Origin of the sequence: Mycobacterium sp. E735 (assembly GCF_001666955.1) — a bacterium.
In the GTDB taxonomy this organism is placed as follows: Bacteria; Actinomycetota; Actinomycetes; order Mycobacteriales; family Mycobacteriaceae; genus Mycobacterium.
On record NZ_LZIX01000212.1, the window covers coordinates 18,270 to 40,907 of the forward strand.

Annotated in this window: 18 protein-coding genes, 1 tRNA gene and 1 pseudogene; 11 read left to right on the top strand and 9 right to left on the bottom strand. The window is 67.4% G+C overall.

All coding sequences use genetic code 11. The annotated features are described in order from the left end of the window. Positions 1-7: 7 nt before the first annotated feature. Genes A5704_RS16920 through A5704_RS16930 form a run of 3 tightly spaced genes read right to left on the bottom strand, consistent with a single transcriptional unit; the run spans position 8 to position 2,893 of the window. Positions 8-1,276: an MCE family protein gene (locus A5704_RS16920; protein ID WP_067890047.1), complete on the bottom strand. Its 1,269-nt coding sequence runs from the start codon at positions 1,274-1,276 to the stop codon at positions 8-10. Positions 1,277-1,280: 4 nt separating this feature from the next. Next, a complete protein-coding gene (locus A5704_RS16925; RefSeq protein ID WP_067748462.1) occupies positions 1,281-2,129 on the bottom strand; it encodes an ABC transporter permease in 849 nt (282 codons plus the stop codon). After that, positions 2,126-2,893 (bottom strand): ABC transporter permease, encoded by a 768-nt coding sequence (locus A5704_RS16930; protein ID WP_067890050.1) that lies wholly within the window; start codon positions 2,891-2,893, stop codon positions 2,126-2,128. The genes A5704_RS16925 and A5704_RS16930 overlap by 4 nt, the downstream gene beginning before the upstream one ends. A 608-nt stretch (positions 2,894-3,501) precedes the next feature. Here A5704_RS16930 and A5704_RS16935 point away from each other — a divergent pair. Continuing rightward, positions 3,502-4,302 (top strand): Stf0 family sulfotransferase, encoded by an 801-nt coding sequence (locus A5704_RS16935; RefSeq protein WP_197508499.1) that lies wholly within the window; start codon positions 3,502-3,504, stop codon positions 4,300-4,302. Between the two features lie 299 nt (positions 4,303-4,601). Then, positions 4,602-5,732, top strand: coding sequence for a YeiH family protein (locus A5704_RS16940; RefSeq protein WP_067890053.1), 1,131 nt, complete (start codon positions 4,602-4,604; stop codon positions 5,730-5,732). A 16-nt stretch (positions 5,733-5,748) separates the two neighbouring features. Here A5704_RS16940 and A5704_RS16945 read toward each other — a convergent pair whose 3' ends face one another. Both A5704_RS16945 and A5704_RS16950 read right to left on the bottom strand, forming a co-directional pair. After that, entirely contained in the window at positions 5,749-7,767 is a 2,019-nt protein-coding gene (locus A5704_RS16945; protein ID WP_067748454.1) for a family 2A encapsulin nanocompartment cargo protein cysteine desulfurase, read from the bottom strand. After that, a complete protein-coding gene (locus A5704_RS16950) occupies positions 7,754-8,677 on the bottom strand; it encodes a family 2A encapsulin nanocompartment shell protein (RefSeq protein WP_067748452.1) in 924 nt (307 codons plus the stop codon). Before A5704_RS16950 ends, A5704_RS16945 begins: the two co-directional genes overlap by 14 nt. A 383-nt stretch (positions 8,678-9,060) precedes the next feature. On the opposite strand from A5704_RS16950, the gene A5704_RS16955 reads away from it, so the two are divergent. From A5704_RS16955 to A5704_RS16990, 8 genes are all read left to right on the top strand, one after another. Next, positions 9,061-10,338, top strand: coding sequence for a thioester domain-containing protein (locus A5704_RS16955; RefSeq protein ID WP_067782601.1), 1,278 nt, complete (start codon positions 9,061-9,063; stop codon positions 10,336-10,338). A 9-nt stretch (positions 10,339-10,347) separates the two neighbouring features. Beyond that, a complete protein-coding gene (gene cysK / locus A5704_RS16960; RefSeq protein ID WP_067890056.1) occupies positions 10,348-11,280 on the top strand; it encodes a cysteine synthase A in 933 nt (310 codons plus the stop codon). A gap of 2 nt (positions 11,281-11,282) precedes the next feature. After that, complete coding sequence (cysE, locus tag A5704_RS16965) at positions 11,283-11,969, top strand: serine O-acetyltransferase (protein ID WP_067748446.1); 687 nt, start codon at positions 11,283-11,285, stop codon at positions 11,967-11,969. A gap of 7 nt (positions 11,970-11,976) precedes the next feature. After that, positions 11,977-12,396 (top strand): thioredoxin family protein, encoded by a 420-nt coding sequence (locus A5704_RS16970; protein WP_067748444.1) that lies wholly within the window; start codon positions 11,977-11,979, stop codon positions 12,394-12,396. Positions 12,397-12,549: 153 nt separating this feature from the next. After that, a complete protein-coding gene (locus tag A5704_RS16975; RefSeq protein WP_067890059.1) occupies positions 12,550-13,671 on the top strand; it encodes an LLM class flavin-dependent oxidoreductase in 1,122 nt (373 codons plus the stop codon). Then, on the top strand, positions 13,668-14,789 hold the full coding sequence (locus A5704_RS16980; RefSeq protein WP_067890062.1) for an LLM class flavin-dependent oxidoreductase: 1,122 nt from the start codon (positions 13,668-13,670) through the stop codon (positions 14,787-14,789). Before A5704_RS16975 ends, A5704_RS16980 begins: the two co-directional genes overlap by 4 nt. After that, complete coding sequence (locus A5704_RS16985; protein ID WP_067784360.1) at positions 14,786-16,171, top strand: NtaA/DmoA family FMN-dependent monooxygenase; 1,386 nt, start codon at positions 14,786-14,788, stop codon at positions 16,169-16,171. Before A5704_RS16980 ends, A5704_RS16985 begins: the two co-directional genes overlap by 4 nt. A 98-nt stretch (positions 16,172-16,269) precedes the next feature. Next, positions 16,270-17,916: an NAD-dependent malic enzyme gene (locus A5704_RS16990; protein ID WP_067890065.1), complete on the top strand. Its 1,647-nt coding sequence runs from the start codon at positions 16,270-16,272 to the stop codon at positions 17,914-17,916. A 270-nt stretch (positions 17,917-18,186) separates the two neighbouring features. On the opposite strand, the gene A5704_RS16995 is transcribed toward A5704_RS16990, so the two are convergent. Then, positions 18,187-18,259 (bottom strand) — tRNA-Asn (locus tag A5704_RS16995). A gap of 129 nt (positions 18,260-18,388) precedes the next feature. Here A5704_RS16995 and A5704_RS17000 point away from each other — a divergent pair. Then, complete coding sequence (locus A5704_RS17000; RefSeq protein ID WP_067748435.1) at positions 18,389-18,670, top strand: hypothetical protein; 282 nt, start codon at positions 18,389-18,391, stop codon at positions 18,668-18,670. Here A5704_RS17000 and dnaG read toward each other — a convergent pair. From dnaG to A5704_RS17015, 3 genes and pseudogenes are all read right to left on the bottom strand, one after another. Continuing rightward, positions 18,645-20,629, bottom strand: a pseudogene (gene dnaG, locus A5704_RS17005) (DNA primase). The gene A5704_RS17000 and the pseudogene dnaG overlap by 26 nt on opposite strands. A 30-nt stretch (positions 20,630-20,659) precedes the next feature. After that, complete coding sequence (locus tag A5704_RS17010; protein WP_067748433.1) at positions 20,660-21,268, bottom strand: superoxide dismutase family protein; 609 nt, start codon at positions 21,266-21,268, stop codon at positions 20,660-20,662. 53 nt (positions 21,269-21,321) lie between these two features. After that, positions 21,322-22,587 carry a deoxyguanosinetriphosphate triphosphohydrolase gene (locus tag A5704_RS17015; protein ID WP_067890068.1) on the bottom strand — a complete coding sequence of 422 codons (1,266 nt, stop codon included), beginning with the start codon at positions 22,585-22,587 and terminating at the stop codon, positions 21,322-21,324. Between the last annotated feature and the right edge of the window lie 51 nt (positions 22,588-22,638).

The following is a 22,638-nucleotide window of genomic DNA, read 5'->3' on the forward strand; positions in this document are numbered from 1 at the left end:
CGTCTTTTCACGGCGGCGGTTGTCCCCCACGGTAGAAGTAGCGCGGCGCTTCGGGCGGGTTCTTCGTGGTCGGGAACCAGTTCGCCCACCACGGGTTACCGGTGGCCATGTTGGTGCGGATTTCGTTCGGGGCGGCACCCCACCCGGTGTCGGTGACCAGCGCACGTACCGGGAAGTTGGCACTCGGGTCGGGCAGCGACCCACAGCTGGGCTTGCCCCCCGGGCCGCCGGTGGCATTGGTTTTCGGTAGGTGCTTGGGGTACCGGTACGGATCGTCACCGAACAGCAGCCCGGCGTCCAAAATAACGGAATAGCCGTTGCCGCCCAACGCGTCTCGGCCCCCGTGGTCGACGTACCACTGCGCGCCCTGGAACAAGCAGGTGAAGGTCGGCGAGTATTTGTTCAGCAGCGCCGTGGTCGGATCGAGCAGGTTGATCGATCGGACGATGTTGGATTCGTTCCTGCCGATGACGTTGATGCCCCTCTGGCTCAGGCCAACCGCCGACAACAACAGCGTGTCCAGCGACCGCTGGTTTTCGGTCAGGGTGTTGCTGGTCGTCGCCGCCGAATCGAGAATCGACAAAATGTTCTGGGCGGCATCGGAATAGATCGCCGTCGTCTTGCCGAACAGCCGCCAGTCCTTGTCGATGGTGTCCATGCGGGGGTTGACGGTCAGCAGCACGTCATTCGCCCCGGTGATGGCCTGGCCGAGCCGCTCGCCCTTGCCGCGCAACGCTTCCGAGAAGGCCGACAAGATCGCGTTCAACTTCGCCGGGTCGATCGCATGGACCACCGACTGGAGGTTTTCGAAAACGGTGTTGACCTCGACCGTCACGTTGCGCGAGTGCAGCACCGCGCCGGGCTTGAGCGGGGTCGCGCTGGGGTGTTCGGGCACGATCAGGTCGACATACTTCGATCCGAAGGCCGTGGTCGACTTGATCTCCGCCTCGAGGTTGCTCGGCAGATACTTGAACGGGCCGGGCTGCATCTTGAGTTGCAGCTGAGCGGCTTTCACGTCGGTGCCGATCGAGCCCACCTGGCCGACCTGCACGCCGCGGAGCTTGACCTTGGCGCCCTGCTCCATCACGAGTCCGGCCCGGTCCGACACCAGCGTCAGCGGGATCGTTTCCTGGAATTTGCCGGAGAACGCCCCCGCGGTCACCGCGATGATTGCCCCGATGAGGATGAACAGAGTCGGAGCCCACCAGATCGGGTCGATTCTGCTGCGGCGGACACGATTCCGTTGCCCGGGGCCGCTCTCCCTGTGATTGCTCATGCAGTCATCCCGACAGGTTGAAGTTGCCGGACTGCCCGTAGACGGACAACGAAATCGCCAGGCAGACAAACGCCGTGACGATCATCGATGACCGCACCGAACGCCCGACGGCCTCCCCCACCCCGGCGGGACCACCTGTCGCGGTGAAACCGTAGTACGTGTGCACGACCATCACGCCCGTCGCCATGGTCAGGGCCGCCAGAAACGACCAGAACAAGTCGGTGGGGCGCAGGAACGTGGAGAAGTAGTGCTCGTATACCCCGCGCGATTGGCCGTAGCTGTAAATCGTCAGGAACTTGGCCGCGATGAAGGACATCAGCACCGCGACGGCGTAGAGCGGAATGACGACCAGGATCCCGGCGATGATCCGCGTCGACGACAGATACGTGATGGCGCGGATGCCCATCACCTCCAGCGCGTCGATCTCCTCATTGATCCGCATGGCGCCCAGTTGCGCGGTCGCGCCGGCACCGATCGTGGCCGCCAGGGCCAGGCCGGCGGTGCACGGCGCGATCATCCGAACATTCAGGAAGGCCGACAGAAATCCGGTCAGCGCCTCGACTCCGACGTTGGACAGCGTGTCGTAGCCCTGGACGGCGACCAGGGCGCCGGTGGTCAGGGTGAGGAAGCCGATGATGCCTACGGTGCCGCCGATCACTGCCAAAGCGCCTGTGCCCATGCCCATCTCGGCGATCAGCCGAAGCAGCTCGCCGGGATAGCGGCGTACCGCGTCGGCGATGTTGGCCAGGGATTGGCCGTAAAACGCCGTCTGTTCACCGAGCTTGCGGGCGTAATCGGTGGCCCTGGGGCCAAGGCTGATGATCCACGACGGTTCCCGCGCTGCGTCGGTCATTTCGCGGTGACCTTCACGCCGAGCGCGGTGAGCACGATGTTGATGAAGAACAGCGCCATGAAGGAAAAGACGACGGTCTCGTTGACGGCGTTGCCAACACCGGTGGGACCGCCGCCCACCGAGAGGCCCTTGTAGCAGGCGATCAGGCCCGCCGACAACCCGAACAGCGTGGCCTTGATCAGCGACGTCACTACCTGGGGAAGCCCCGTGACGAGGGTCATTCCCGCGACGAAAGCGCCGGGGGTGACGTGCTGAACGAAGACCACGAAAACGTAGCTGCCCGCCAGCCCGGTGACCGCGACCACCGAGTACAGCAGGACCGCGACGAACGTGGCGGCGATGATGCGCGGAACCACCAGGGCCTGAATCGGATCGACGCCGATCACCTTCATCGCGTCGATTTCCTCACGGATGGTGCGCGCGCCCAGGTCGGCGCACATCGCGGTCGACCCGGCACCGGAGACGACCATCGCCGTGACGACGGGCCCGACCTGAGTCACCGACGCCAGACCCGCGCCGGCGCCGGACAGATCACCGGCCCCGATCTCGACCAGCAGGATGTTCAGGACGAAGACGATGAGGACCGTGTACGGGATCGACAGCATGATCGTCGGAAAGATCGACACCCGCGCGACGAACCAGATCTGCTCCAGCAATTCCCGCCACGCCCACGGCCCCCGCACCGCGGCGACCAACGCTTGGGCGCTGAGTAGGAAGAACTCGCCCAACGCATTCATGGGCTTCGCGATGGTGGAGCCGTTCACAAGGCTCGCTCCGCCCGACCGCCGTCCATGTGGCCCAATCCCGTGTTCCATTCTCGTAATGCAATTAATGCGCCGGCAATTAGCCAGCGCGAAAGCACCGGTTGTTGTTACACGCCGACCGCGATGTCCGTTTGCGCGCCTAGATCACGCGAGGAATTTACGGGCAAACCCAATACCGCGTCAGGGTTGGAATCAACACGAAGCAAAATTGGCCAGGGCGAGTAAGACTCGGCAGAGGACCCGTGCCGTCTGCATACGCGGCACACGAGAACAGCTAAAACCCCAGAATGACGCCCGTTCGCTTGGCGACAGATGTCAGACCGCCGGGTGCCCGGCCGGCGGGGCGCGAAGCCGGGCGGGCCAGCATGCGGTGAATGTCACAAATGTCGCGGAACGCCTCGGCAGCGCAGACGCTAAATGGCCACTCGTCGCTTGACGAGTCTTCCGTTGCCAACAACCCAGTTGAGCGTCCACGGCCACCGTCCCGTTCGGCTATCGCCGCCAAGCGACACGGTTCGGATTATCGGTGTTCAAAACAAGGGTTGCGTTCAGGATGAGGCTAAAAGCACCGATAGCAACAGCATTTGCGCCCGGATACGCTTACTCGGGTGACCACCCCGTCCTCCTACCTGGTGTTGGCGTCCCAGCGGAGCGGCAGCACGCTGCTGGTCGAGTCGCTGCGCGCGACCGGCGTCGCCGGCGAGCCGCAAGAGTTCTTTCAATACCTGCCCGCCACCAGCCAGGCGCCCCAGCCGCGCGAGTGGTTCGCCGGCGTGGAGGACGAATCGATCCTGAGCCTGCTTGACCCACTCGACGCCGGGACACCGGACCTCGCGCCGCCCGAGATCTGGCGCGACTACATCCGCACGGTCGGGAGGACGCCGAACGGCATTTGGGGCGGCAAGCTGATGTGGAACCAGACGCCACTCTTGCTGAACCGTGCGAAGAATCTCCCGAATCGCAGCGGCGACGGTCTCCTGGCCGCCATCACCGACGTGGTGGGCGAAGAGCCGCTCTTCATCTACGTGCATCGGCCCGATGTGATTTCGCAGGCGGTGTCGTTCTGGCGAGCGGTGCAGACGCGGGTGTGGCGAGGCAGGCCGGACCCGGCTCGCGATGCGCGCGCCACCTATCACGCCGGCGCGATCGCGCACGTCGTCACCATGCTGCGCGCCCAAAACGAGGGCTGGCGGAATTGGTTCGCCGACGAAGGCGTCAACCCGATGGAGATCCCATACCCGGTGTTGTGGCGCAACCTGACTCAGGTCGTGGCCTCCATTCTGGAGGCGCTCGGCCTCGACCCGCGGCTGGCCCCCGAACCGGTATTGGAACGCCAGGCCGACCAGCGCTCCGATGAGTGGGTGGACCGCTACCGTGCGGACGCCGAGAAGCTCGGCCTGCCAACCTGACCGCGGCCCGAGATCACTGCCGGCTGCGCGCCCAAAATTCAGGGCGAGCTAATCACTTGGTCCGGGCCACCCGACACGCCACCATTCCGTCAGCGGCCATGCGGCACCTAGGCCGCCAAAGGCGAACGAGGAGCGGTCATTGTGGGTGAAAGCGGTCCGAATGACGGACGCGATGAAAAGACCGGGCAACGGACCGGCCGGCCCGCACGGGTTCGATCGGTATCGGTGGACTGGTGGGCGACCGCGGTGGCCGGCGTGATCGTCGCGCTGGCTGTGGCCAACGCGCTTCCGAAGATCCCATGGTGACCCGGATGAGCACCCTTCGCGCCGAGCCCGACGAGACGTCGGCCGAGGCCACTTTCACCAGCACCCGCCCGCTCGACTACGTGCCGGGCATCCTGCTCCTTATCGGGGTCGGGGTGCTGGGTAAGTATGCCCAGGTGTGGTGGAACGCGCTGGCCAAACATCACCACTGGACCGTGCCCGACATCGAATACGTGTTGTGGGCCATCGTGATCGGGCTGCTGATCACCAACACCATCGGCCTGCACCCCATCTTCCGGCCCGGCGTGCTCACCTACGAATTCTGGCTCAAGGTCGGAATTGTCGCGCTGGGTTCGCGCTTCGTACTCGGCGATATCGCCAAGCTCGGTGGCGCCAGCCTGGTGCAGATTCTGGTGGACATGACGATCGCCGGAACGATCATCATCGGCGCGGCGCGCGCGTTCGGGCTGTCGGGCAAGCTCGGCTCACTGCTGGCGATCGGAACGTCCATCTGCGGGGTCTCGGCCATCGTGGCGGCCAAGGGCGCGATCCGGGCCCGCAACTCCGATGTCAGCTACGCGATCGCGGCCATCCTGGCCTTGGGCGCGGTGTCGCTGTTCGTGCTGCCGCCGCTGGGCCACGCGATCGGGCTCAACGATCACGAATTCGGCCTGTGGGTAGGCCTTTCGGTGGACAACACCGCCGAGACCACGGCCACCGGTTACCTGTACTCCGACCATGCCGGCAAGATCGCGGTACTGGTGAAGTCGACCCGTAACGCGCTGATCGGATTCGTGGTCCTGGGCTTCGCCCTCTACTGGGCCGCTCGGGGCCAGGCCGACGAGGTCGCACCCGGCGCAAAGGCCAAGGCCGCGTTCGTCTGGGAGAAGTTCCCGAAGTTCGTGCTCGGCTTCCTGGTGGTCTCCGCGATCGCGACCGCGGGCTGGCTGACCAAGGGCCAGACCGCCAACCTCGCCAACGTGTCGAAATGGGCGTTCCTGCTGACCTTCGCCGGCGTGGGACTCAACACCGACATCCGTCAGATCGCACGCACCGGATGGCGACCGCTGGTGGTCGCGGTCATCGGCCTCACCGTTGTCGCCGCGGTCTCGCTGGGCATCGTGTTGCTGACATCGCGCGTGTTGGGTTGGTACACAGGCACTTAGCCGCATGCGAGAGCCGTCAGCCGACGTTGGTGCCGCCCTCGGCGATCCTGCGCACCGCCCGGAGGAAGACGTCGATCTCCTCGAAGGTGTTGTAGAACGCGAACGACGGGCGAACGGTGGCCTCCAGTCCCAGGCGCCGGAGCGCGGGTTGTGCGCAATGATGCCCGGCGCGGACCGCGATACCCTCCGCGTTGAGCGCCTTGCCCACCTCGAGCGGCTCGTGTCCCGCCAGCACGAAGGACAGCACGCTGGCCTTCTCGGTCGCGGTGCCCACCAGACGGACACCGGGAATGTCGGCGAGGCGCGGCGTCGCGTACTCGAGCAACGAGTGCTCGTAGGCCGCGATGCGTTCGATGCCCAACCGCTGCACATAGCGCAGCGCCTCGGTCAGCCCGACCGCGTCGGCGATGTTGCCGGTGCCGGCCTCGAACTTGGTCGGCGGCCCCTGATATAGCGAGCGTTCGATCGTGACGTCGGCGATCATGTGACCGCCGCCCTGCCACGGCGGCGTCTCCGTCAGCGCCTCCTCGGTACCGTAGAGCGCGCCAATACCGGTGGGGCCGTAGATCTTATGTCCGGAAAACACCAGGAAATCGGCGCCGAGCTCGGAAACATCAACGGGCAGATGCTGAATCGATTGGGCGGCGTCGATAAGCACCCGAGCCCCATAGCGATGGCCCAATTCCACGATCTCGTCCACCGGGACCACCGTCCCCAGCGCGTTGGACACCTGACTGGCGGCCACCAGCTTCGTCCGAGGACCGAGCAGTTCCTCGAATTCGCTCAGCAATAGATTACCGGCATCATCGATCGGCGCAACCTTTAGGATCGCTCCGGTTTTCTGCGAAATGAGTTGCCAGGGAACGATGTTCGCGTGATGCTCGAGATGAGTGATGACGATCTCGTCACCGGGCTGCAGATGCTTTCCACCCCACGCGTGCGCCACCAGGTTGATGGCCTCCGTGGTCCCGCGCACAAACACGACGTTCTCAGAGCTTGGCGCGCCGATGAAATCGGCCACGGTGTCGCGGGCCTCTTCGTACGCGTCGGTGGCCCGGGCCGCCAATTCGTGTGCGGCGCGGTGGATGTTGGAGTTCTCGTGGATGTAGAAATGCGACAGCCGGTCGATCACCACCTGTGGCTTCTGGGTGGTCGCCGCGTTGTCGAACCAGATCAACGGCTTTCCGTTGACGACCTCCTTCAGGATCGGGAAGTCGGCCCGGATCGCGTTGACGTCGAACACCTCGTGCTCATCGGGCAGCCGCGGCACCGTATCGGCGACGCTCAGGAAGGAGTAATTGTGCTCGTCACCTCCGGCCGTCACCGGCGTTGGCGCGGCGCCGTCCGACCAGCCCAGGTCGGGGACCGGGGGCGCGTCGGACCCCCAGGAGGGCACCGAGTACGGCGACGCCCCACGCGCAGCCGCGGGGACCGCCGTGGGCGCCCCGGCCACCGCCCCGGGCACGGTCGGCACGACGCCCTGGCCCGGCACGCCAAAACCGACGAAGTCGCCGAGCACGGCGGTCGTGTCCGGCAGGCCGCCACGGGGCGCGGCGGGAACCGTCTGCGGCGGGGCGTTCGGTTCCGGTGTCGCCGGAGCCGGAAGGTAGATGTCGGTGACACCCAGCGCCGGAATCGGCGCCGGATACACGTCGGCGGCCCCTGCGGCCGCCTGACCGGCTGACGTCGCGGCCGTGGCGTCCGGCACGCCGCCCCGCGGGGCGACCGGCGCCGCCTGCGGCGGGGTTTCGGGTTCGCGCGACGTCGGAGCCGGAAGGTAGATGTCGGTGACACCGAGCGCCGGGACCGGCGCCGAATACACGTCGGCGGCCCCGATGGCCGCCTGACCGGCCGACGTCGCGGCCGTGGCGTCCGGCACGCTGCCCCGCGGGGCGACCGGCGCCGCCTGCGGCGGGCTGTCGGGACCCGGCCGGATGCTGGCCGCATACAGCTGGCTTGCCAGCGCGGCGAGTTCCGCGGCGCTGATGGGCAGGTCGCTTTCGGCGTCTACCGCTCGATACTCACTTGTACTCATGGAACTGGTCCACGGCGACGTCGTCGAGCACGGCGAGCGCGTCGTCGGTGAGAACGGCCAGTGACGTGTAGAGCGTCACCAGGTACGTCGCGATTGCCGACTGGTTGATGCCGGTGAACCGCACCGACAGACCCGGCGCCTGCTCGCCCACCAGGCCCGGCTGGAACAGGCCGACCACACCCTGCCGCTCCTCGCCGGTGCGCACCAGGATGAACTTGGTCTTGCCGTCCTCCACCGGCACCTTGTCCGACGGGATCAGCGGGATGCCGCGCCAGGTGATGAACTGCGCGCCGAACAGGCTGACCACGGGCGGCGGCACACCCCGATAGGTGGCCTCGCGGCCGAATGCGGCGATTCCGAGCGGGTGAGTCAGGAAGAAGCTGGGCGTCTTCCACACCTTGGTGATCAGCGCGTCCAGGTCATCGGGTGCCGGAGCGCCAGCCAGCGTCTGGATGGTCTGCTCCGGAGTCGCCTGGGCCAGCAGCCCGTATTCGGGGCTGTTGACCAACTCGAACTCCTGACGCTCCTTGATCGTCTCGATGGTCAGCCGCAGCTGCTGCGCTATCTGATCGTGCGGACTCGAGTACAAGTCGGAGACTCGGGTGTGGATGTCAACCAGGGTCGAGATGCTTCGCAGCGTGTATTCGCGCGGGCTGGTCTCGTAGTCGACATATGTCTCGGGCAGCGGTTCTTCGGTGCCGGCGCCCGCTTCGGTCTTGATGGCGACCCCTTCGGGGTTGACCACCCGATTGACCCGGTAAAGGCCCGCTTCCACCGGGACCCAGCTGAGCAGGTGCAGCAACCAGCGGGGCGTAATGGTGGAAAGCTGCGGGACGGTCTTGGTCGCGTTGGCAAGCTGTCTAGCTGCAAGATCGCCGAGTGCCTGAGACTCGCTTTGAGCCGACGTCATCGTGGTCCTTCCATGCTCGATCGAGTGCTGCAGCGTGGTGCGGCAGGTCCATGATCACCCGCCGTGACCGGGTTCGCGCGCCGAGCCTAGGAGACTCTCGGAGCGGCGCAAAGCATTACTCCCGCGCTGAATTAAAGGGCCGTAAAGCGACCGCAATCTGACAGTGATATTCGTCTGGGCCTATAGTGGGGGCCATGCAACAGGCCGTTCAGCCGCGCTTCGTTCCTTCGCGCACCGCCGCCTGCTGTTGTTGTCGCTGTTGTTGATTTCCTGACGCTCTGAAGACGCAGTAGAAATCCCGCGCCCTGCCCACCGATGGGGCTACCACCGCCCCGGCCCAGACGCGCGTTCGCCAGCAAAAACTTTCAGGAAGAAAACCATCCATGACAGTGATGTCACTACCCACCCGCGCCTCCGCGCCGGTGGAGACCCGCCACCGGGTCCTCGTCAGGCCGGCAACCGAAGTCGCGCGGATGACGCGCTACCGCGGGGGCACATACTCCCATACCGTGGACACGGTCGTGTTCGACGATGGTAGCTCTGCCCGCACCGACCTGATCAGGGTCAATCCCAACCTCCACGCGTATTCCTTGGACTTCTTCGGCATCGCGCCTCATCGGCCATCCCGCTACCGTCTGGGCAGCTGGTCGGCGCTGCCCCACCTGCGCAGCCGCGACTACGAAGCCGAGGTCGACTGGATCCTGCGCAACTCTTTCCCGATGCGCACGACGGCCGAATTGAGCGAACAACTTCGGGCCGCGGGCGACCCCGCGGGACGGGCCCACATCAGCGAACACGAGGCGATCGCCGCCACCCAGGCCGCGGTTTGGCATTTCACCAACGGTTTGACCCTGGATACTCGGCCCCTTAACGCACCCGTCAAGGTACGCCGGGCGGCCGGACGCGTGTTGACCTTCGAATTCGACGGCGAACCCCAACTCGGCGGTTACTCGGTGTGGGTGGACGCCGATGCTGCGGTCGGCTTGAAACTACAGAAGTCCACCGACGGCGTTGCCTGGCAAGACATTTCGCGCTCGCAGCTGACGGTGGGCGCGGGCAGGGGCCGTCATCGACGCACGCTCGGGGTGGGCAGCACGCTGTCGGCCAGCAGCCACGGCAGCGGCGGGCGTGGCTATCGCCATTACCGCTTGATCGCGACGACCGACGCGGCCAATCCGAAAATCGACCATGTTCGCTTCTGGCTGACCGGCTCCCGCCACTACCGCAATGCCGATCGAATTGTGCACCTCTACAATTATCTGATCACTGGGGCGCGCAAAGCCTCGCGCGATACGGTGGAACCACAACTAGTCGATACCGAAGCAACCGCCAATTCGGAGCTCATAGGACCGTTTCAAGTGCCAATCCCGTTGACGCTCAACGTCGGCGACGGACACACGCTCGTCGATTCCGACGGTGAGACGATCGTCGGCATTGTGCAGGCGGGCGCGGACTTTTACCTCCGGCCCGCACCGGGTACGTCCACAACGACGGTCACCGCGACAGCACCGGAAAGCCTCCCCGGACGGGTGCTGACCGGCGTCGCGCTGGAGGGAGCGGCACATCGATTCACACCCATTGCTTTGACCGTCCCCACGGCCGTGGCCATCGAATTCGACATCAGCTGGCAGACCGACGAGTCATGTACCGACATCGCCTGAGGAAGACAGATGAGCATCGCAGATAACGTCACACAACTGATCGGGAACACGCCGCTGGTCCGGCTGAACCGGGTCACCGAAGGGGCGGTCGCCGACGTCGTCGCCAAGCTGGAATTCTTCAACCCCGCGAACAGCGTCAAGGACCGCATCGGTGTCGCCATGCTGGATGCGGCCGAGCAGGCGGGGCTGATCAAGCCCGACACGATCATCCTGGAGCCGACGAGCGGAAACACCGGCATCGCCCTCGCGATGGTGTGCGCGGCGCGCGGCTACCGGTGCGTGCTGACGATGCCGGACACGATGAGCACCGAACGCCGAATGTTGTTGCGGGCCTTCGGCGCAGAGATCGTGCTGACGCCCGGCGCCGAAGGCATGGCCGGAGCCATCGCCAAAGCCGAAGAGCTGGCCAAGAACGACCAACGGTATTTCATCCCGCAACAGTTCGAGAACCCCGCGAACCCCGCGATCCACCGCAAGACCACCGCTGAGGAGGTCTGGCGAGACACCGACGGCAAGATCGACTTCTTCGTTGCCGGGGTGGGCACCGGGGGCACGCTCACCGGCGTCGCTCAGGTCATCAAGGAGCGCAAGGCGTCGGCGAAATTCGTGGCCGTGGAGCCCGCCGCGTCACCGGTCCTCTCCGGTGGCCAGAAGGGGCCGCACCCGATTCAGGGCATCGGTGCCGGATTCGTCCCACCGGTACTCGAGATGGACCTGGTGGACGAGGTCATCAAGGTCGGCAACGAAGAATCGCTGGACATGGCACGTCGGTTGGCCCGGGAGGAGGGACTGCTGGTCGGCATCTCATCGGGCGCGGCCGTGGTCGCGGCGCTGCAGGTCGCCCGCCGTCCGGAGAACGCCGGCAAGCTGGTCGTGGTGGTGCTGCCGAGCTTCGGCGAGCGGTATCTGAGCACCCCGCTCTTCGCCGACCTGGCGGATTAGCCATGTTCGCGGACATTCGACGTGACATCCGGGCCGCCAGGGAGCGCGACCCGGCCCGGCCGACCACGCTGCAGGTGATCTTCGCCTATCCGGGCGTGCACGCGATCTGGGGGCACCGGATCAACCACTGGCTGTGGAATCGCGGCGCCAGGCTCGCCGCGCGGACGTTTGCAGAGGTCGTCCGCATTCTCACCGGAGTCGAGATCCACCCGGGCGCGGTCCTTGGCTCCGGGTTGTTCATCGACCACGCGACCGGCGTGGTGATCGGCGAGACTGCCGAGGTGGGCGAGGACGTGACCATCTACCACGGCGTCACCCTGGGCGGCAGCGGACGGGACACCGGCAAGCGCCACCCGACCATCGGCGACAGGGTGATCATCGGCGCCGGCGCCAAGGTGCTCGGCGCGATCAAGATCGGCGACGACAGCCGGATCGGCGCCAACGCCGTCGTCGTCAAAGAGGTTCCGTCGAGCGCCGTGGTCACCGGGGTACCCGGACAGGTCATCAGCCGCCACGGGCGAAGCAGCCCGGACGACTCGATGATGCCCGACCTCGTGGGCGTCAGTCTCCAGTCGCTCCTCACCCGGGTAGCCAAGCTGGAGGCAGCCAACGACGGACAACAACAGTCCGAGCGTGTCATCAGGCCGCCGGAAGCCGGCGTATGGCACGGCGAAGACTTCTCCATCTGAGGACCACGTGAGCACTCTCGTCATCGCGGGGACGGCGCTGGTCGCGGCGCTGGGTGTCGCCAGCGTGGCGGGCGCGATGTTCAATCGGCGCTCCGGGGTGCTGCGCGAAGTCAGCCCCGATTCCCCGCCGGACACGTCCGACCTGGGCTTGGCACAAACGGGCCCGACGGTGGTGCACTTCAGCGCCGTGTGGTGTGGCCCATGCGCGTCAGTGCGCCGCGTGGTCGACCAAGTCTGTGCCGATCTTCCTGACGTGTCGCACGTGGAGATCGATATCGACGCCAATCCCGCCGCCGCCAAGCGGCTGTCGGTGTTGTCGCTGCCGACCACGTTGATCTTCGACGCCGAGGGTCGTCAGCGCTACCGGAGCGCCGGGGTGCCGAAGGCGGGCGACCTACGGGCCGTGTTGCAGCCGCTAGTCGCCTAGCCCTCGAATCATCAAGTCGTCGAACGCCTTTCCGCCCGCGCATCGGGTGTGAGCTCGGCGAAGTATTACTCACGGTGAACTTAATGCCTGCATGGAATGCGTTGTCGCCCCGAGCGTTGCAGAGTGGGTTAGTAACGAATCGGAAGGCGTGCCATGACCGAGCTACATCTGGCCGTTGCGCTGGACGGCTACGGCTGGCACCCACACGCGTGGCGATACGCCTTCGCGCACAACGCCACCCGCGGCGGACACCTCAGCGGTCGCTACTGGGCAGCCTTGGCCGAGGTCGCGGAGCGGGGCCTGCTCGATTTCCTGACCATCGACGACTCCTTCGACGCTCAGCCGGGGCGGCGGCCCGAGATATCGCCCCGCCGGTTGGCGGGCCGCGCGGATGCCGTCCTGGTCGCCGCGCGCATCGCGCCGGTCACCACCCATATCGGTTTGGTGCCCGTCGCGACCGTCACCCACACCGAACCGTTTCACGTGTCCAAAGCCATTGCGACGCTGGACCACATCTCGCACGGCCGGGCGGGCTGGCAGGTGCGGGTGAGCGCCACCGCGCACGAGGCCGCGTTAGTGGGACGGCGGCCCGGCATCGAGGCCGAGCAGCTGTTCGACGAGGCCGCCGACGCCGTGGAGGTGGTGCGGCGGCTCTGGGACAGCTGGGAAGACGACGCCGTCATCCGTGACGTGGCCACCGGGCGTTACATCGACCGCGACAAGCTGCACCACATCGACTTCGCCGGCAAATACTTCTCGGTCAAAGGCCCGTCCATCACCCCGCGGCCGCCGCAGGGCCAGCCGGTGGTGCTGGCGCTGGCGCACGCGTCGCGCGCCTACGATTTCGCCGCCGCAGGCTCCGACGTCGTGCTGATCACCCCGCACGACGACGACTCGCTGCGCTCGATCTTGCACGAGGTCGCCCAAGCGGAGCGCCCGGCAGGACGTGCGCTGAAGGTGTACGCCGATCTCGTCGTCTCGCTGGGGGAAGACCCATTGACGCCCCCCGCCGCCATCTCCTCCGACGCGCACATGTTCGCTGGCAGCGCAAGCGATTTGGCCGATCTGCTCCTGCGCTGGCGGGACGCCGGCGTCGACGGGGTGCGACTGCGGCCCGCGGTCAACGCGATCGACCTGCCCGCGATCGCCGATGAGCTGGTGCCGCTGCTCCAGCGTGCCGGAGTGTTCCGCACCGCCTACCGCGACGGCGAAACACTGCGCGAACGCCTCGAATTGGCTCCCGCACCCAACCGCTACGCGGCGGTGGCGCCGTGACCGTGACCCCGCTGTCGATCCTCGACCTGTCCCCGATCACCGCCGGGTGCGACCCCGCGACGGCGCTGCGCAACACCATCGACCTCGCCCAGCACGCCGAACGATGGGGCTACAAGCGCTACTGGCTCGCCGAACACCACTTCGTCGCGGTGGCCAGCTCGTCGCCGGCGGTGCTGATCGGCCAGATCGCCGCGGCCACCGACCACATCCGCGTCGGCTCGGCCGCGGTGCAGATCGGCCACACGACACCGATCGCGGTCGTGGAGAGCTTCGGCATTCTCGATGCGCTGTACCCGGATCGCATCGACATGGGCCTGGGCCGATCCGGGCAGCGACGCACGGAGGCCGCCGCGTCGCCGCCGGCGGCGTCCCCGTCGGCGCCTCGGCCGTGGACCGACGTCGAGGGCATCGTCATCCCCGCGCCGTTCGACCCCACGGCGCTGATGAAGAGCGACCGGATGCGGGCCCAGGCCTCGGTGCTCGCCCAGCCGTGCGCGCAACCCGCCGACTTCGGTGAGCAGATCGACGCCATCGAAGCGCTGCTCGACGGCACCTACAGCGTCGACGGTCACGAATTGCACGCCGTCCCAGGCGAACGCGGGCAGCTGACACCCTGGATATTCGGCAGCACCCGCGGCCAGAGCGCGGATGTCGCCGGTGCCCGCGGGCTGCCGTTCGTCGCGAGCTACCACATCACGCCGGGCACCGCCCTTGACGCGATCGCCGCCTACCGCGACGCCTTCCGGCCGTCCGCCCGGCTGGACAGGCCCTACGTGGTGGTCTCCGCCGATGTCGTCGTCGCCGAGGACAGCGCCACCGCGCGGCACCTGGCGGCCGGCTACGGCCGCTGGGTCCACTCCATCCGTAGCGGGCAGGGCGCGATCCCCTACCCCGATCCCGACCTCTGCGAACCCCTCACCGACGACGAACTCGAGCTGGTGGCCGACCGCACCGCAACGCAATTCGTCGGTAATCCCGACGAGGTCGCCGATCGGCTGGAACTGCTGCGCCGGGTGAGCGGGGCCGACGAACTCGTGATCACATCCGTGACGCACCGGCACACCGATCGACTGCGCTCGCACGAGCTGATCGCCAAACGATGGGGGCTGACCGGATGAGCGCGCGAACGATCAAGCGCCGCAAGCAGATAATTCTCGGCGCGCATTTTCCCGGGGTGAACAACACCACCGTGTGGTCCGATCCGGACGCCGGCAGCCAGATCGCGTTCGAATCTTTCGTGCACCTGGCCCGAACCGCCGAGCGCGGTCTGTTCGACTTCTTCTTCCTGGCCGAGGGGCTGCGGCTGCGCGAACACCGCGGCAAGATCCACGACCTCGACGTAGTGGGCAGGCCCGACACCTTCACGGTGCTCGCCGCACTCGCCGCCGTCACCGATCGGCTCGGCCTGGCCGGCACCATCAACACCACCTTCAACGAACCTTACGAGGTGGCAAGGCAATTCGCGACCTTGGATCACCTCTCCGACGGCCGCGCGGCGTGGAACATGGTCACCTCGTCCGACGCGTTCACCGGGGAGAACTTCCGCCGCGGCGGGTTCCTCGACCACGCCGACCGGTACAAACGGGCCGAGGAATTCATCACCGTCGCCCGGCGGTTCTGGGACGGTTGGGCGCCTGATGCGGTGGTTACCGACGTCGATGCCGGCATCTACGCCGACCCCGCCCGGATCCACACCGTCGAACACCACGGTGCCCAGTTCGACGTCCGCGGCGTGGCCTCTCTCCCCGCCGGCCCGCAGGGCCATCCGGTGTTGCTGCAGGCCGGTGACTCCAGCGATGGCCGAGACTTCGGCGCCCGGCACGCCGATGCCCTATTCACGCTGCACGGATCGCTGGAGGCGGGTCAGCGCTACTACGCCGACGTCAAGAACCGCGCCGTCGCCTACGGGCGGGCCCCCGACCAGCTGAAGGTCCTGCCCGGCGCGACGTTCGCGCTGGGTGACACCCCGGAGGAGGCGGAGGATCACGCGCGTCACATCCGTGAGCAGCAGGTCAGCGGCCCGACGGCGATCGCCTTCCTGGAGCAGGTCTGGGGAATCGATCTCTCCGCCTACGATCCCGACGGGCCGCTGCCCGACGTCGACCCCGTCGAGAATCCCGACATCACCCGGGGACGCGTCCGCCACGGCGACCCGAAGACCGTCGCGGCGACGTGGCGGGCCCGCGCGCAGGCCGAGAACTTGTCGATCCGGCAACTGATCATCGAGGTGACGAGTCGCCAGCAGTTCGTCGGGACACCGGCGCAGGTTGCCGACGAGATCGATCGCCACGTGCAGTTGGACGCCTGCGACGGCTTCATCCTGGTGCCCCATCTGACGCCACGCGGCCTCGACGAGTTCGTCGACAAAGTGGTACCGCTGTTGCAGGAACGCGGTAGCTTCCGCGCCGCATATCGTGGCGCAACGCTGCGCGAACATCTGGGCCTGCCGCCGGTGCCGGGCTGGTCGACTGGCCGCGTGGGCGTCGCGGTGGGCGGCTGACGGCCCCTGCCGGCGCTTCAAACGCTCTTCAAGATGCGTTCACCGCGATCGACGCTACGGTTGCCCTACAGGGCCGAGTCACCGGAAGTGAGATTGCGATGTACGACGCACACGCACCGCGGATCCCGCCGGCACTCGCCGCGCCGAGCCTCAACCGGGGAGTCGGCTTCACGCACGAGCAGCGACGGCAGCTCGGGCTGACCGGACGACTTCCGTCGGCGGTGCTGACGCTCGACGAGCAGGCCGACCGGGTGTGGCATCAATTGCAAAGCTTGGCAACGGATCTGGGCCGCAACCTGTTACTGGAGCAGTTGCACTACCGCCACGAGCTGCTCTACTACAAGGTGCTGGAAGACCACCTGCCCGAGCTGATGCCGGTGGTCTACACACCCACGGTCGGAGAGGCCATTCAACGGTTTTCCGACGAGTACCGCGGACAGCGCGGGCTCTTTCTGAGCATCGACGAGCCCGACGACATCGAGGCGGCGTTCGAAACCTTCGGGCTGGAGCCCGACGACGTGGACCTGATCGTGTGCACGGACGCCGAAGCCATCCTGGGCATCGGCGACTGGGGGGTGGGCGGCATCCAGATCGCGGTGGGCAAGTTGGCGCTGTACACCGCCGGCGGCGGCATCGACCCGCGCCGCTGCATCGCGGTCTCCCTCGACGTCGGCACCAATAACGAGCAGCTGCTGCAGGATCCGTTCTATTTGGGCAATCGGCACGCGCGAGCCCGCGGCGAGGAGTACGACGAGTTCGTCAACCGCTACATCGAGGTCGCACACCGGCTGTTCCCCAAGGCCATCCTGCATTTCGAGGACTTCGGGCCGTTGAACGCGCGACGGATCCTGCGCGACTACGGCGAGAAGTACTGCGTGTTCAACGACGACATCCAGGGAACCGGCGCGGTGGTCGTGGCGGCCGTGTACGGCGGCTGCCATCTCACGGGTGTGCCGATGCGCGACCAGCGGGTCATCGTCTTCGGGGCCGGAACCGCCGGGATCGGGGTGGCCGATCAGATCCGTGACGCCATGGTGTCCGACGGCGCCACCCTCGAACAGGCGACGGCACAGATCTGGCCCATCGACAGGCAGGGCCTGCTGTTCGACGACATGGACGATCTGCGGGATTTCCAAGTGCCCTATGCGAAGAACCGTGCCCAGCTCGGTGTGACTCCCGGGAACCGGGTCGGCTTGGTGGAAGCCATCAAGCTCGCCTCCCCCACGATCCTGCTGGGCTCCTCGACCGTTTTCGGCGCCTTCACCGAGAAGGTCGTGCAGGCCATGACCGCGTCGTGCGAGCGCCCGATGATCTTCCCGCTGTCCAACCCGACCTCGCGAATGGAAGCCATGCCGGCCGACGTGCTGCAGTGGTCCGACGGCAAGGCGCTGATCACCACCGGCACCCCCGTCGCGCCGATCGAATACGACGGCACCACCTACACGATCGGGCAGGCCAACAACGTGCTGGTGTTCCCCGGAATCGGGCTGGGCATCATCGTGGCGGGGGCCCGGCTGCTCACCAAGGGAATGCTGCAGGCCGCAGCGAAAGCCGTTGTGCGACAGGCAAGTCCGTCGGCTCGCGGGGACTCGTTGCTGCCGGACGTCAAGGACTTGCGCGCCATCTCGACGGCGGTCGCCGAGGCCGTCTATCACGCCGCGGTCGACGACCAGGTGGCGACGCGGACGCACGCCGACCCGCGGCAGGCCGTCCTTGACGCGGTATGGACCCCGGCGTACGACTGAGCGGCTTTCCGATGAGACGCCTCGCAGCGCATGCGCGCCGCTCGCCGAGGCTGTAACCCTGCAGGCCCGCACTCGCGCTTTGGCTGCAGATTTACAGGCTCGACGCTGAAAGGTGGGAGAACCGGTCACCGCTTGTCGCGGACGCTGCCGTGGCCAACTGACGCCCGGGCGGATGGTGGCCTTTGGCGCCTTGGTTGAGGAGTTCGGAGCCGGAGGCCATTGCACCGGAGAGACGGCGGCCAGAGCGCCGGACACTGAGTCGGAGCCTTGCTCCCCCGCCTGGACTCGAACCAGGAACCTATCGGTTAACAGCCGAACGCTCTGCCAATTGAGCTACAGGGGATCAACACGATCGCGGGACGACTCTAGCGTACTGGCATATCCGCGCCCAACTGCATAAGGACGGATCGGGCGCGCACGCACCGGGCCGGGTGAGGCAGGATGGAACGGTCGCTAGTCGGGAGGAACGCTTTTGATCCGGTATGTCGTGGTGCTGGGGCTGGGTTACGTGCTGGGCTCGAAGGCCGGGCGCCGCCGCTACGAGCAGATCGTCGGCACCTATCGCGCGCTGACCAGCAGTCCGGTGGCCAAGTCGATGATCGAAGGGGGCCGCCGCAAGGTCGCGAACCGGATCTCCCCGGACTCCGGCTTCGTGACCGTCGCCGAGCTTGACGACCAAACGGCCATCATGGAGCGGGCGGCCGACGAACGGGCGGCCGACGAGGCCCTCACATCGTCAGATCGTCGCCGCTAGCCTGTTCCAGCAGGCTGCGCCGGTAGGCCTCCATCGCGACCAGGTCGCCGAACAGCGCGTGGTACTCGTCGCCCTGCTCGATCGGCGACATGCGCTGCAGCTTGGACTTCACCTCGGCGATCTGCCGACCCATCCAGACCTCCTGCAAGCGGGCCAGCACGCCGGCGATGTAGCGCGGCAGCTTCTCGTCGTCGACCTGGACGGCCTCCACGCCGAGCTCGCTGATCAGCCCCGCGGTCAGGTCCGATCCGGCCCGCTGGCGCACCGCGTCGATCCACTCCCCGCCGGTGACGCCGCTCGACGTTCCGCCGGCGGCCTCGATGGCCGCGCGCACGGCGGCATAGCCGGGGTGGGTGAAGCTCTCGACGGTCAGCGTGTCGAAAACAGGGCCGGCGAGCGCCGGGTACTGCAACGCCGATTTGAGCGCCTCGCGCTGCGGCCAGAGGATCGGGTCCCGGGGGTCCGGGCGCGTGGCCGCGGGGCGGGCGGTCGCCGCGGCGCGGGGCGCTGCGCGGGGCGGCGGGGGGCACTCGGGGCGGAGCCCCGGGCGGGGGCCGGCGACTTCTTGGCCTGGCTGCGCACCCGGTCGATGACCTGGGCCACGTCATCCCAGCCGACCCAGCCGGCTAGCTGGCGGGCGTACTCGTCGCGCAGCGTGGGGTCTTTGATCTGGCTCACCATCGGCACACAGCGCCGCAGCGCGGCGACCCTGCCCTCGGCGCTGTCCAGGTCCATCTCGGCGATCGCGGTGCGGATCGCGAATTCGAACAAGGGGGTACGCCGCGCCACCAGGTCGCGCAGCGCGCCATCGCCGGATTTCAACCGCAGGTCGCAAGGATCCATGCCGTCCGGGGCGACCGCGACGAAGGACTGTCCCGCCAGGTTCTGCTCGCCGCCGAAGGCCTTGAGCGCGGCCGCGCGGCCGGCCGCGTCGCCGTCGAAAACGTAGATCAGCTCGCCCCGGAAGAAACTGTCGTCCATCATCAGCCGGCGCAGCATCGCCAGATGCTCGTCGCCGAACGCGGTGCCGCAGGACGCCACCGCGGTGGTGACCCCGGCCAGATGCATGGCCATCACGTCGGTGTAGCCCTCGACGACGACCGCCTGATGCCCCTTGGCGATGTCGCGCTTGGCCAGATCGATGCCGAACATCACCGACGACTTCTTGTACAGCAGCGTCTCGGGCGTGTTGATGTACTTGGCCTCCATCGGATCGTCGTCGAACAGCCGGCGGGCGCCGAACCCGATCACCTCGCCGGCCGCGGTGCGGATCGGCCACAGCAGCCGCCGGTGAAAGCGGTCGATCGGGCCACGCCGCCCCTGCCGCGACAGGCCGGCCGCTTCCAGCTCCTTGAACTCGAAACCCTTGCGCACCAAATGCTTTGTCAGCGAATCCCATCCGGACGGGGCGAATCCACAGCCGAAGCGGCGCGCCGCGTCGGCGTCGAAATTCCGCTCCGTCAGGTACTGGCGGGCCGGGGCCGCCTCGTCGGATTCCAGCGCCGCGGCGTAGAACTCCGCCGCTGCCGCGTTGGCCGCGACGAGGCGGCTGCGGCTGCCCCGATCGCGCTGCACGCTGGTCGCCGGCCCGGTGTAGCTGATGGTGTGACCGATCCGGTCGGCGAGCAACTCGACCGCCTCCACGAAGGTGACGTGCTCGATCTTCTGGATGAACGCGTAGACGTCGCCGCCTTCGCCGCAGCCGAAGCAGTGGAAGTGTCCGTGATTGGGGCGAACGTGGAACGACGGGGACTTCTCGTCGTGGAACGGGCACAGTCCCTTGAGGGAATCGGCACCGGCGCGCCGCAATTGGACGTAGTCGCCGACGACTTCGTCGATGCGGACCCGCTCGCGGATGGCGGCGATGTCCCGATCGGGAATGCGGCCCCGGCCCCTGGGCCGGGCGTCATCGTCGCCCGCGCGAGGGCGGTGACCCCACGAACCTGCCGGGCTGGACATCGGCTCAGTCTAGAGCGCCGAGCCGGCCGGCTATCCCGTTCCGATGACGCCGCATGCCACCCGTTCCATGGCGTTGTCGGTGTTTTCGGCGCCGTGCAGCATCAAGGCTTTGCCCTCGCCGCCCACCAGCACGTCCCGGGTGAACGAGTCGGTGGTGGTGACCAGGTAGGCCGAGCCGTCCGAACGCACCTCGAGCGACGTCAGGTCGCCGCTTTCGGGCTTGCCGGTGTGCCCGGGCGCGTTGTAGTGGCCGCCGGCGGACAGGAAGTTCCCGGGCGCACCACCGGTCGGGGCGACGGAGTTGGGCTCGCACTTGCCGATCTGATGGATGTGCAGGCCGTGGAAGCCCGGTGACAGGATGCCGCCGGCCACCGTCTTGACCGTTACGGTGACGTACCCGCCGGTGAAGTCGAACGTCGCCGTGGCGACGGACCGCCCGTCCGGCGTCTTCAGTTGCGCGCTGAGCGATTCGCCGTTGGGCGCCGCGGTCGTCGTCTCGCCCGACGACGCCGGCGGGGCGCTCTTGACCGGAGGGGTGGTGCCGGGCTGGGTGCTCGCATGTTGCGGTGAGCTGCAGGCGGTCATGGCGACGACGGGAAGCCCCACCGCGAGGGTGGCGATACCGCTGAATTTGGTCATGCCGGGCAGCCTAGTCCGCGGTGGCGACGACGCCGCCGAGGGATGACGCGCGGCTAACCGGTGGCCTGGCGCGCGTCGATGCGTTCCAGCCGGCCCTCGGTGTATGAGGCGATCTGATCGACGATCACCCGGAGCCGGGCGCGGTCGCCGGCGGCGGTGGTGAACGCCGCGGCGAACACCGGGTCGAGCGTCTGCGGCGCCCCGGAATACAGCCACTGCGCCACCCGGTGGATCCGTTCGCGCTGCACGGCCTGGGTACCCAGATGCCGCGGATCGGACATGATGAACTGCAGCGCCAGGATTTTCAGCAGGGCGACCTCGGCGCGCACCAGGTCGGGCACCAACAGGTCGGCCCGATAGCGCACCAGCGGCCCCGGACCGGCCGCGGCCCGGGTGGTGGCGACGGCCGCCGAGGCGAATCTCCCGACCAGTTCACTGGTGAGCCGCTTGAGCGCGACCGAGGCGGCCAGTGTGGCGTCGTACTTGCCGACCGCGGCGACCACCGGCAGTCCCGAGAGCCGTGCCGCGGCGGCCATGAAGTCGTCGGCGCTGACCCTGGAGAATTCGCTCTCGCCCAGCTTGGCGAGCGCGGCCGCCTCGTCGTCGTCGGCCAGCACGCGCAGGTCGATGCGCTGGGAGACGACGCCGTCTTCGACGTCGTGGACCGAATACGCGATGTCGTCGGCCCAGTCCATCACCTGCGCTTCCAGGCACATCCGACCCTCGGGCGCGCGGGCGCGCACCCAGGCCGCCGGTTCGCGGTCCTCGTCGTAGAACCCGAACTTGCGCTTGTGTTCACGACGGAACCACGGATACTTGGTGACCGCGTCGAGCGATGCGCGGGTCAGGTTGAGCCCCGCGCTATTGCCTTGTTCGTCAAGCACTTTCGGCTCGAGGCTGGTCAGGATGCGAAAGTTCTGGGCATTCCCCTCGAAGCCGCCGTAGTCGGCGGCGACCTCATCGAGGGCGCGCTCGCCATTGTGCCCGTAAGGCGGATGGCCGATGTCGTGGGCGAGACCGGCCAGCTCGACCAGGTCGAGGTCGCAGCCCAGGCCGACCGCCATCCCCCGGCCGATCTGGGCGACCTCGAGCGAGTGCGTCAACCGGGTCCGCGGAGTATCACCTTCGCGCGGCCCGACAACCTGGGTCTTGTCGGCCAGCCGCCGCAGCGCGGCGCTGTGCAGCACCCGGGCGCGGTCGCGGGCGAAGTCGGTGCGGTGCTGGCCTTCCGTCCCCGGCAAACCCGCAGTCTTCGGCGCTTCGCGTACCCGCCGTTGACGGTCGAAGTCGTCGTAAGGGTCTTGCCGATTCGTGGTCACCGACGCACAGTCTGCCAGGGATTGCGGGGGCAGGGACCGCTCCCGTGCACC